Annotated in this window: 9 protein-coding genes; 7 read left to right on the top strand and 2 right to left on the bottom strand. The window is 61.9% G+C overall.

The genetic code is table 11. The features are described 5' to 3' along the window. Positions 1-191: 191 nt before the first annotated feature. The 3 genes from ACODSV_RS34850 to ACODSV_RS34840 all read left to right on the top strand — a co-directional run bounded on the left by ACODSV_RS34850 (position 192) and on the right by ACODSV_RS34840 (position 2,432). Complete coding sequence (locus ACODSV_RS34850; RefSeq protein ID WP_024073534.1) at positions 192-1,094, top strand: chemotaxis protein CheV; 903 nt, start codon at positions 192-194, stop codon at positions 1,092-1,094. A gap of 3 nt (positions 1,095-1,097) precedes the next feature. After that, positions 1,098-1,580: a GNAT family N-acetyltransferase gene (locus tag ACODSV_RS34845; RefSeq protein WP_024073533.1), complete on the top strand. Its 483-nt coding sequence runs from the start codon at positions 1,098-1,100 to the stop codon at positions 1,578-1,580. Positions 1,581-1,688: 108 nt separating this feature from the next. Further along, complete coding sequence (locus ACODSV_RS34840; protein ID WP_150056044.1) at positions 1,689-2,432, top strand: YkgJ family cysteine cluster protein; 744 nt, start codon at positions 1,689-1,691, stop codon at positions 2,430-2,432. A 65-nt stretch (positions 2,433-2,497) separates the two neighbouring features. Here ACODSV_RS34840 and ACODSV_RS34835 read toward each other — a convergent pair whose 3' ends face one another. After that, positions 2,498-3,289 (bottom strand): transporter substrate-binding domain-containing protein, encoded by a 792-nt coding sequence (locus ACODSV_RS34835; RefSeq protein ID WP_411741550.1) that lies wholly within the window; start codon positions 3,287-3,289, stop codon positions 2,498-2,500. A gap of 171 nt (positions 3,290-3,460) precedes the next feature. Then, positions 3,461-3,694 carry a hypothetical protein gene (locus tag ACODSV_RS34830; RefSeq protein WP_024073530.1) on the bottom strand — a complete coding sequence of 78 codons (234 nt, stop codon included), beginning with the start codon at positions 3,692-3,694 and terminating at the stop codon, positions 3,461-3,463. Between the two features lie 214 nt (positions 3,695-3,908). On the opposite strand from ACODSV_RS34830, the gene ACODSV_RS34825 reads away from it, so the two are divergent. From ACODSV_RS34825 to ACODSV_RS34810, 4 genes are read left to right on the top strand one after another with little or no spacing between them, the layout of a single operon-like run. Further along, positions 3,909-5,075 carry an efflux RND transporter periplasmic adaptor subunit gene (locus ACODSV_RS34825; protein WP_150095203.1) on the top strand — a complete coding sequence of 389 codons (1,167 nt, stop codon included), beginning with the start codon at positions 3,909-3,911 and terminating at the stop codon, positions 5,073-5,075. Then, a complete protein-coding gene (locus tag ACODSV_RS34820; protein ID WP_150095202.1) occupies positions 5,072-8,167 on the top strand; it encodes a multidrug efflux RND transporter permease subunit in 3,096 nt (1,031 codons plus the stop codon). Before ACODSV_RS34825 ends, ACODSV_RS34820 begins: the two co-directional genes overlap by 4 nt. A gap of 31 nt (positions 8,168-8,198) precedes the next feature. Beyond that, the gene (locus tag ACODSV_RS34815; RefSeq protein WP_024073527.1) at positions 8,199-8,876 is read left to right on the top strand and encodes a heavy metal response regulator transcription factor; all 678 of its coding nucleotides are present in this window, start codon (positions 8,199-8,201) and stop codon (positions 8,874-8,876) included. After that, on the top strand, positions 8,866-10,230 hold the full coding sequence (locus tag ACODSV_RS34810; RefSeq protein WP_102624394.1) for a heavy metal sensor histidine kinase: 1,365 nt from the start codon (positions 8,866-8,868) through the stop codon (positions 10,228-10,230). Before ACODSV_RS34815 ends, ACODSV_RS34810 begins: the two co-directional genes overlap by 11 nt. Positions 10,231-10,376: the final 146 nt, after the last annotated feature.

Here is a 10,376-nt window from a genome sequence, read left to right as displayed (position 1 = left end):
CACGCGTTAACGTTGAGGTTTTTCGCGAGCAAGCTCGCTCCTACAGAAAGCAATGTACGCTTGACTGACTGACTTTAGGGTTGACCCGCCCACATGAATTCACCCCAGCACAAAATCCGGTTAAAGCCTGGCCCTCCCAAGTCGATAACCCTCAATAGAAGTTCGTCATCCTTGATTCACAGAAGGTTTTTATGTCCACCACTAAAGCCCGCGCAGACTCACTCTCGCTTCTGCTCTTTACCTTGCGTAGCGGCAAGCTGATGGCTATCAACCTGCTGAAAGTCAGTGAAATCATCCCCTGCCCGCCGCTGACCAAGCTGCCGGAGTCCCACCCCCATGTGAAGGGTATCGCCACCTTGCGCGGGGCCTCGCTGTCGGTGATCGACCTGAGCCGTGCCCTGGGGGAAATGCCCCTGGCCGACCCGGACGGTGGTTGCCTGATCGTTACTGACGTCAGCCGCTCCAAACAGGGCCTGCATGTGCAGGCGGTAAGCAAGATCGTGCATTGCCTGACCACCGATATCCGCCCGCCACCCTACGGTTCGGGCGGCAACCGCTCGTTTATCACCGGGGTCACGCAGGTGGAAGGCGGGCTGGTGCAGGTGCTGGACATCGAAAAAGTCATCCACGCCATCGCGCCGGCGCCGATTGAAGTGGCACCGACCGACTTGACCATGGAAGAGGCCGAAGTGCTCGGCAACGCGCGGATTCTGGTGGTCGATGACAGCCAAGTGGCATTGCAACAATCGGTGCACACCCTGCGCAACCTCGGCCTGACCTGCCATACCGCACGCAGTGCCAAGGAAGCCATCGACGTGTTGCTGGAGCTGCAAGGCACGGTCGAACAGATCAATGTGGTGGTCTCGGACATCGAGATGTCCGAGATGGACGGCTACGCCCTCACCCGCACGTTGCGCGAAACCCCGGACTTCCAGGACCTCTATGTGCTGTTGCACACCTCCCTGGACAGTGCGATGAACAGCGAAAAAGCCCGCCTGGCCGGAGCCAACGCAGTGCTGACCAAATTCTCCTCGCCGGAACTGACCAAGTGCCTGGTCGTCGCCGCCAAGGCCGTGGCCGAAAAAGGCCTGTAGGCGGTGGCCGAGTATTTCCAACTGCTGCGCCGCGACCTCACCGGCAGCCTGCCCGCGCCGCAATGGCCGGCCGGGACGGTGTTGGATCATTATCGCGACGACCTGGCCCCGGCCATTCATGCGGTATTGCGCATGACCCAGGCCCAGGGCGGTGGCCGCGTCGCCCAGCTGGAAACCTGGCGGCACCAATTCATTACCGATGCCGAATTCGACCCCACGCTCTGCCTGGTCGCCAGTAACGGCGAAGGCGTTCTCGGCGTGGCCCAATGCTGGACCAGCGCCTTCATCAAGAACCTTTCAGTTCACCCTTGCGCCCAGGGCCAAGGGCTGGGCCGGGCCCTGTTGCTGCATGCCTTCCAAGTGTTCAAGCAGCGCGGTGAACCCTATGTGGATCTCAAGGTACTGGAAAGCAACCTGCGCGCGCGCAAGCTGTATGAAAGTACGGGCATGGTCTTCGTACTGCGGGATGTGGTCGTCGAGGACTGACAGAGGCTGGCGCATAACTTGCTTCCAGAGTCATTGAATGGTGGAAAGAGGTCATAACCCGTCGCCGTTCGAGCGTGCCTTCTGACCTTGCCTGGTGACAGTTCCGCCATGAACACTCATTTTTCCTGCGTCGGTTGCGGCAAATGCTGCACCGACCACCATGTCCCCCTGACCCTCGAAGAAGCCCGACAGTGGGCGGCTGACGGCGGTAATGTCATCGTTCTGGTGGAGGGTTTTCTCGGCAATGGCCTGGGCCTGCCCCAGCCACAACGTGAACACGCAGAACGCCGATCAGTGGTGGTGCCCAGCGGCAATACCGAAGCGTTCGTGGCCATCACATTTGCCGCCTACAACGCTGGACGCTGCCGGAATCTTGACGAAGACAACCTGTGTCGCATCTATGAGCGCCGGCCACTGGTGTGCCGCATCTACCCGATGGAGATCAACCCGCATATCCCGCTGAACCCGGCTGCCAAGGATTGCCCGCCGGAATCCTGGGAACAGGGCCCGGCGCTGATCGTCGGCGGTGAGTTGATGGACCTGGAACTGGCGGAACTGATCCGCCGCTCGCGCCAGGCCGACCGTGACGATGTGCAGACCAAGGAGGCGGTGTGCGCCTTGCTGGGTATTCGGACCACGGCGCTCAAGGGCGATGGGTTTACCGCATACCTGCCGGACATGGGCGCGTTTGCCCAGGCGATCGAGCGGGCGGCGGACCAGCCGAGCGTGGCCAATGAGTGGGTGTTTCATGTGTCGGGGATGGACATCGCCGAACAGCTGCTCGACGCCGGGGCGCAGATTGCCACCGAGGTGCCGGCCAATTATGCGTTCATCCCGTTACGAGCGGCTTAGCCTTTCAGGCCCGCTCACGATAGCGGGCGACATTCCCAGCGCATGTTCCGCGCAATTATTAGCCATCACGGCGAGGGGAATGGGGCGTCCAGGCGGTAAGGCTGGATGATCCGCTGGTATTCGCCGTTGTGCATCAGTTGCTCCAACGCGCCGTTCAGCTCATTGCGCAACGCGGTGTCAGGCTTGCGCACGGCGATCGCCACACCGCTGCCCAGCAATTCCCCGGAAACCGCGGGCCCGAGGAAATCGAAATCCTGGCCCTCGGCGCTGTCGAGCAAGGCTTCGCGAATTTCCACGGTGCCTTGCAGCGTGGCATCGATATCGCCTGCCACCAGGCTGCGTACCAGCTCATCATTGCGCCAGAAGCCCTTGACGATAACGCCTTTCGGCGCCCACTGCGCCAGGGCAAAGGCTTCGCGGTTGCTCCCCACCAATACGCCGACACACTTGCCTTTCAAGGACCGCACGCTGGGCAGCAGGCCCGATGATTTTCGGGCCACCAGGCGTGTGGTGAACGGATAGAGGTCTTCGGTGAAGTTCGCCCATTGCCGCCGCTTCGACGTCTGGGCTATGCCCATGATCGCATCGAATTGGTGGGCATCCAGGGCCGGGAAGTTCTCCACAAGCACCTGGTCGACCCAGGTACAGCGCACATTCAGTTGCAGGCATAAAGCGTTGCCCAGTTCGATATTCAGCCCGACCAGTTGGCCTTGCTGATTGCGGCTTTGGAACGGGGGAAATTGTGCGGCGACGGCGAAGCGAATTTCATGACGGGGTGGGTCACCCGCCGCTGCCGTGCAGAACACCACACTCAACAGCCATAAGGTATGCGCCACACAGCAGTGTCTCAGGGTCACGGGGACGTCCTTTTCCGGAAAACCAGCCTCACCACGCCCCGCCCCCCGGTAAAAGCCGACCGGGGTGGAGCAAATGTCGTGCAAGCTTTCAAGAAATAGACGCGGACCTACAAGCAGAAATATCAGCACGCGCTGTAGGCAATAGTCGACACAGCGTGCGACTTGTTAGTCTCAGCGTTTACCCATTGAACGACGCGTCCCCGGTGGCGCCATGCCCGGCGACTTGGTGTGGCCGTTCTTGGCGCCGTTCTTGTACCAAGGCTGGGCCGCATTTTTCGCCCCGGCCAGTTCACCCGGCTTGAACGGAAACTTGAACGCCGGGATCTCGGTCTTCTCAACGCTTTCGGCGCTGGCCGGATCGACGATGTCGGTCGCTTCAACAGGGGGTTGTGTCGGGGAATTCATGGAAGCTCCGGAGCGTGCAAAAAATGATGTGGGGCCGACTTGCGGGCCACACTGGCGCGCAGTATACCTGCGCCCTTCGGATCTTTAACCACCACCTGTACGAATGGTCGGAGTTTACTGACAGCGCTGTCAGTTAGCAGTCACCTTGCTGACCGGGTTGGCGCGCTATAAAGCCCCTACACTCTTCCCACTCTTTGCCCTGGCGCGCCACTCCATGCAAATTCAACGTAAAACTGCCCTGATCGTCGGTGTCCTGGTGGTGCTGGCCATTGCCGCCTGGGCCCTGGGCCGGCCGGCCAAGACCAGGCTGGCTGCGCCAACGGCGATCCCGGTGCGGGTGGTGAAGGTGGTGCAACAGGACGTCCCGCGCTTTGTCAGTGGGATCGGCACGGTATTGTCATTACACAGTGTGGTGATCCGTCCCCAGGTCGACGGCATCCTCACCCAATTACTGGTCAAGGAAGGCCAACCGGTGAAGGCCGGTGATCTGCTCGCCACCATTGATGACCGCTCGATCCGTGCCAGCCTCGACCAGGCCAAGGCGCAGTTGGGGGAAAACCAGGCGCAACTGCAAGTGGCGCTGATCAACCTCAAGCGCTACAAGGAACTGAGCATCGACGACGGCGTGTCCAAGCAGACCTACGACCAGCAACAAGCCCTGGTCAACCAGCTCAAGGCCACCGCGCAGGGAAACCAGGCTGCAATTGACGCGGCGAAAGTTCAGCTTTCCTACACCCAGATCCGCTCGCCAGTCAGCGGTCGCGTGGGTATCCGCACGGTAGATGAAGGTAACTTCCTGCGCACAAGCGATGCCCAGGGCTTGTTCTCGGTCACTCAGATCGACCCGATTGCCGTCGAGTTTTCCCTGCCGCAACAGATGCTGCCCACCCTGCAAGGCCTGATCGCCGCGCCGACCCAGGCCAGCGTCGACGCCTACCTGGGCGCCGACACCGACGGCCAGACCGGCGACCTGCTCGGCGAAGGCCACTTGAGCCTGATCGACAACCAGATCAGCTCCACCACCGGCACCCTGCGGGCCAAGGCCGAGTTCAACAACCCCTCGCAACGCTTGTGGCCCGGGCAACTGGTGACCATCAAGATCCAGACCGCCCTCGACAAGAACGCGCTGGTGGTGCCACCCACCGTGGTGCAACGCGGCCTGGACTCGCACTTCGTGTACCGGGTCAACGGCGACAAGGTCGAGATCGTGCCGGTGCAAGTGACCTACCAGAACAGCGAAGTCAACCTCATCACGGGCGTGCAGGCCGGTGATGTGCTGGTCAGTGATGGCCAGTCGCGCCTCAAGGCCGGCGCCCAGGTGGAGGTGCTCAAAGACCCGCCACAAACGATCCAGACCGTCGACGCCAAGGTGCAGCCATGAACGGCAGCCGTTCACCTTCGGCCTGGTGCGTCGACCACCCCGTCGCCACCCTACTGCTGACGTTTGCCCTGGTGCTGCTTGGGATCATTGCCTTCCCGCACCTGGCCATCGCGCCGTTGCCGGAAGCGGAATTTCCGACGATCCAAGTCACCGCGCAACTGCCCGGCGCCAGCCCGGACACCATGGCCTCGTCCGTGGCCACGCCCTTGGAGGTGCAATTCAGCGCCATCCCCGGCATGACCCAGATGACCTCCAGCAGTGCCCTGGGCTCCAGCCTCCTGACCCTGCAATTCACCCTCAACAAGAGCATCGACACCGCCGCCCAGGAAGTGCAGGCGGCGATCAATACCGCGTCCGGCAAACTGCCCAGCGATATGCCGAGCCTGCCGACCTGGAAAAAGGTCAACCCGGCCGACAGCCCGGTGCTGATCCTCAGCGTCAGCTCCGACAGCATGCCCAGCACCGAGCTGAGCGACTACGTGGAAACCCTGCTGGCGCGCCAGATCAGCCAGATCGACGGCGTCGGCCAGATCAACATCACCGGCCAACAACGTCCGGCAATTCGCGTGCAGGCCTCACCGGATAAACTGGCCGCGATTGGCCTGACCCTGGCCGACATCCGCGTGGCCATCCAGCAATCGAGCCTGAACCTGGCCAAAGGCGCGATCTACGGGAAAAACAGCGTGTCGACCCTGTCGGCCAACGACCAGTTGTTCCACCCCGAGGACTACGCCCAGCTGATCGTGTCCTACAAGGACGGCGCGCCGGTACAACTGCGCGATATCGCCAAAGTCATCAACGGTTCGGAAAACGCCTACGTGCAGGCCTGGTCCGGCGACACGCCGGGGGTCAACCTGGTGATCTCGCGCCAGCCTGGCGCGAATATCGTCGAGACCGTCGACCGCATCCAATCGGAACTGCCGCGCCTGCAAGCCATGTTGCCGGCATCCGTGCAGGTCAGTGTATTGAGCGACCGCACCAAGACCATCCGTGCGTCCTTGCATGAGGTGGAAGTCACCCTGCTGATCGCCATCTTGCTGGTGGTGGCGGTGATGGCGCTGTTCCTGCGCCAGTTGTCCGCCACAATGATTGTGTCCAGCGTGCTCGGCGTGTCACTGATCGCCAGTTTTGCGCTGATGTACCTGATGGGCTTCAGCCTGAACAACCTGACCCTGGTGGCGATCGTGATCGCCGTGGGCTTTGTGGTGGACGATGCCATCGTGGTGGTGGAAAACATTCACCGCCACCTCGAAGCCGGGCTGGACAAGCGCGAAGCAGCGATCAAGGGTGCCGGCGAGATTGGCTTTACCGTGGTGTCCATCAGCTTCTCGCTGGTGGCGGCGTTTATCCCGTTGCTGTTCATGGGCGGCGTGGTCGGACGGTTGTTCAAGGAGTTCGCGCTGACGGCGACCTCGACCATCCTCATTTCGGTGGTGGTCTCGTTGACGCTGGCGCCTACCCTGGCGGCGCTGTTCATGCGCGCCCCAACCCATCCTGCCCACGACAAACCCAGCTTCAGTGAACGCCTGCTGGCCGGCTATGCACGCACCCTGCGCCGCGCCCTGGCCCATCAACGCACGATGGGCGTCATTTTCGTGGTGACCCTGGCCCTGGCCGTGGTCGGCTATGTGTTTATTCCCAAGGGCTTCTTTCCGGTGCAAGACACCGGCTTCGTGCTCGGCACCAGCGAAGCGGCAGCCGACGTGTCGTACCCGGACATGGTCGCCAAGCACAAGGCCCTGGCCGAGATCGTCAAGGACGACCCGGCGGTCGAGGCGTTTTCCCACTCGGTGGGGGTGACCGGCAGCAACCAGACCATTGCCAACGGGCGGTTCTGGATCGCCTTGAAAGACCGCGGTGATCGCGATGTGTCCGCCAGCCAGTTCATCGACCGCATCCGCCCGAAACTGGCCAAGGTGCCCGGCATCGTGCTGTACCTGCGCGCCGGCCAGGACATCAACCTCAGCTCCGGCCCGAGCCGCGCCCAATACCAGTACGTGCTCAAGAGCAACGACGGCCCGACGCTGAATACCTGGACCCAACGCCTCACCGAAAAACTGCGCGCCAACCCGGCGTTTCGCGACCTGTCCAACGACCTGCAACTGGGTGGCAGCATTACCCACATCAGCATCGACCGTCAGGCCGCCGCACGGTTCGGACTGACCGCTACCGATGTCGACCAGGCGCTGTACGACGCCTTCGGCCAACGTCAGATCAAAGAGTTCCAGACCGAGATCAACCAGTACCAGGTGGTGCTGGAGTTGGACACCCAGCAACGCGGTAAGGCCGAAAGCCTGAACTACTTCTACCTGCGCTCGCCGCTGACCAATGAGATGGTGCCGTTGGCGGCGGTGGCCAAGGTCGACCCGCCGACCGTAGGGCCCTTGTCCATCAGCCACGACGGCATGTTCCCGGCCGCCAACCTGTCGTTCAACCTCGCCCCCGGCGTGGCGCTGGGGGATGCGGTGATCATGCTCAACCAGGCCAAGAATGAAATCGGCATGCCGGCCACCATCATTGGTAACTTCCAGGGCGCGGCCCAGGCGTTCCAGAGTTCGCTGGCCAGCCAACCGTGGCTGATCCTGGCGGCACTGGTGGCGGTCTACATCATTCTCGGCGTGCTGTACGAGAGCTTCGTGCATCCGCTGACGATTATCTCGACCTTGCCGTCGGCGGGGTTGGGCGCACTGATCATGCTGTCGCTGATGGGCCAGGACTTTTCGATCATGGCCCTGATCGGCCTGGTACTGCTGATCGGGATCGTGAAGAAGAACGGCATCCTGATGATCGACTTCGCCCTGGAAGCCCAGCGCGTACGCGGGCTATCGCCAGAGGAGGCGATCTATGAAGCCTGCGTCACACGGTTCCGGCCCATCATCATGACCACCCTCGCCGCCCTGCTCGGCGCGGTACCGTTGATGCTCGGTGCCGGCCCTGGCGCGGAAATGCGCCAACCGCTGGGCATCGCGGTGGTCGGCGGGTTGCTGGTGAGCCAGGCGCTGACGTTGTTCACCACACCGGTCATATACTTGTACCTCGAAAAGTTTTTCCACCGGCCCAAACCAGCTGCCGAGCTGGCGACCACACACTGAGGCCAAGGCACCGCCCTGGAGCAAAAGGCTCATGCGCGTACTGATTGTTGAAGATGAAGAAAAAACCGCCGACTACCTGCACCGCGGCCTGACGGAGCAAGGCTACACCGTCGACGTGGCCCGCGAAGGCGTCGAGGGTTTGCACCTGGCGCTGGAAAACGATTACGCGGTGATCGTGCTCGACGTGATGCTGCCTGGCCTCGACGGCTTTGGCGTGTTGCGGGCGTTGCGCGCGCGCAAGCAGACACCGGTGATCATGCTGACCGCCCGTGAACGCGTGGAAGACCGTATCCGCGGCCTACGCGAAGGTGCCGACGATTACCTCGGCAAACCGTTTTCATTCCTCGAACTGGTGGCCCGCCTGCAAGCCCTGACCCGCCGCAGCGGCGGCCACGAGCCGGTGCAGGTGACGGTCGCCGACCTGTGGATCGACCTGATCAGCCGCAAGGCCAGCCGCAACGGCGTGCGCCTGGACCTGACCGCCAAGGAGTTCTCGCTGCTCAGTGTGTTAGCGCGGCGCCAGGGCGAGATCCTCTCCAAGACATCGATTGCAGAAATGGTCTGGGACATCAATTTCGACAGCGACGCCAACGTGGTGGAAGTGGCGATCAAGCGCCTGCGCGCCAAACTCGACGGGCCATTCGAACACAAGCTGCTGCACACCATTCGCGGCATGGGCTATGTGCTGGAGAATCGCAGTGTCGGCTAACTCCATTGCCCTGCGTCTGAGCAGCCTGTTCACCCTCGTGGCGGCGCTGATATTCCTGTTGATCGGCGGCGCGCTGTATCAGCAGGTGGACCGCAGCCTGGGCCTGCTACCCGGGGCGGAGCTGGACGCGCGCTACAGCGTGTTGGAATCCTCTGTGAACCGCTTCGGTACACCGGACCATTGGGCGAAGATTCAAGCCAAGCTCAAATTATTGGGTGAGGAAGACAAACGTATCCGTTTTTGGGTCGTCAGCAGCGATCCGAACTACGAGTATGGCAACCCCGATGCGCAGATCCGCGCCTTCGCCGAAGGCCCGACGGGTAAGCGCGATCTGCGCCTGCCGGGGCGCGAATACCCGTTCAAGGTACTCGTGAGCCAATTCCCGGCCAAGGACCAACGCCCGCCGCTGCGTTTCATGATCGCCATCGACACCGATAACTTCCGTGCCACCCAGCACCATCTGCTGGTGGCGTTGGTGAGCCTGGCACTGGTCGGCGTGGTGCTGGCGTCGCTGCTGGGGTTCTGGGTGTCGCGCATTGGCCTCAAGCCGCTGAGCAAACTCTCGGATGAAGCACAGAAGCTGGCGCCGCCGAAGCTCTCCGGGCGCCTGCAACTGTCGCCGCTGCCGCCGGAACTGAGTCAGTTCGTCAACTCGTTCAACGCCACCCTCGACCGCGTAGAGCAGGCTTACTCACGCCTGGAGTCGTTCAACGCCGACGTCGCCCACGAGCTGCGTTCGCCGCTGACCAACCTGATCGGCCAGACCCAGGTTGCCCTGACACGCGGACGTTCGGCCGAACATTATTTCGAAGTACTGCAATCCAACCTCGAAGAATTGGAACGCCTGCGTTCGATCATCAACGACATGCTGTTCCTCGCCAGCGCCGACCAGGGCAGCAAGGCCACCAAGCTGATTGAAAGCTCATTGGCCGACGAGGTTGCCACCACCCTCGACTACCTGGACTTCATCCTCGAAGACGCTCAGGTCCAGGTGCAGGTCCACGGCGACGCCCAGGTGCAGATCGAAAAAGCCCACCTGCGCCGAGCGCTGATCAACCTGCTGAGCAATGCAGTGCAGCACACCGCGCCTGGGCAGGTGATCGACGTGAACATCGAAGTGCTGGAACATCAGGTGACGATCGGCGTGACCAACCCCGGCGAAGTGATTGCCAGCGAACACCTGCCACGGCTGTTCGAACGCTTCTATCGGGTGGACGCGTCGCGCAGCAACAGCGGGGCGAATCACGGGTTGGGCCTGGCCATCGTCAAGGCGATTGCGCTGATGCATGGCGGCGATGTGTTCGTACGCAGCGAGCCCGGTGGCAATACCTTTGGCATCACCCTGCCAATCTAAATCTTGAAAACACCTCGGTCACATGTGGGAGGGGGCTTGCCCTAATGCCAGTCAGTCAAGGAGGAACACCGTAACTGTAACTGTGGCGAGCGGGCTTGCCCCTCACTACTGTTGCGATTTCGGCAACAGTCATTATCTTGTTACAC

The sequence above is a fragment of the Pseudomonas sp. FG86 genome (assembly GCF_057808775.1).
This window is presented reverse-complemented; position numbering and strand designations above follow the sequence as displayed.